Origin of the sequence: Pseudoalteromonas sp. S2755 (assembly GCF_005886535.1) — a bacterium.
Taxonomy (GTDB): domain Bacteria; phylum Pseudomonadota; class Gammaproteobacteria; order Enterobacterales; family Alteromonadaceae; genus Pseudoalteromonas.
The window spans coordinates 1-660 of the sequence record NZ_PNDS01000238.1 but is presented as its reverse complement, the minus strand read 5'-3'; the positions used below and the strand labels follow the sequence as shown (position 1 = coordinate 660).

The 660-nt window shown below is 44.2% G+C and carries 1 pseudogene; it reads left to right on the top strand.

Annotated features, from left to right (window positions below):
- Window positions 1-430: pseudogene (locus CWC03_RS23600) on the top strand (IS5/IS1182 family transposase); the annotation flags it as partial.
- Window positions 431-660 lie beyond the last annotated feature (230 nt).

Sequence of the window (660 nt, the reverse complement as noted above, 5' to 3'; positions counted from 1 at the left end):
ATTGAAAGAGCAGTTTGTGGTGTGCGCTCATGCAATACACGGCAATCCCTATGATGGTGACACGTTATGGGAAACGTTGAGAATAGTAGAAAATGTCACGGATAAAAGACCATACAGCTGTTTTGTAGATAGGGGTTATCGAGGACATTTAGCAACGCGTTATGATGTGTATATTGCTGGGCAAAAGCGCGGAGTGACACCGAGCATTAAAAAGAAGCTCAAGCGACGCAATGCCATAGAGCCAATCATCGGGCACATGAAACAAGATAGTCACTTAGGGCTTAACCGCTTAAAAGGAAAGCTCGGTGACAAACTGAATGCGGTGCTTGCGGGTGTAGGCCAAAACTGCCGTAAAATCTTAGCCCAACTGCGGCTTTTTTATGCCTGGATTTTATATCAGCTATTAGCGGTAAAAAGCGCAGTGCAATAACAGGACTGTCGATAAAGATAATGCTCAGTCTGGATTGATTGAATTCGGCCAACCTAAGCATAAAACGTCAATATTCAGGAGCGACTAAATAAAGGCCCAAGACATACCACAACCCTAGTCAAAGTTATCTTAAAAAAATACCGGAGAATCCCTCTCTGCTGCGCTTGCCGTTTTACGCAAGCTAGGCAAAGGCGACCCAGTTAAATACCTAAGAGACATCAACTGGCAAG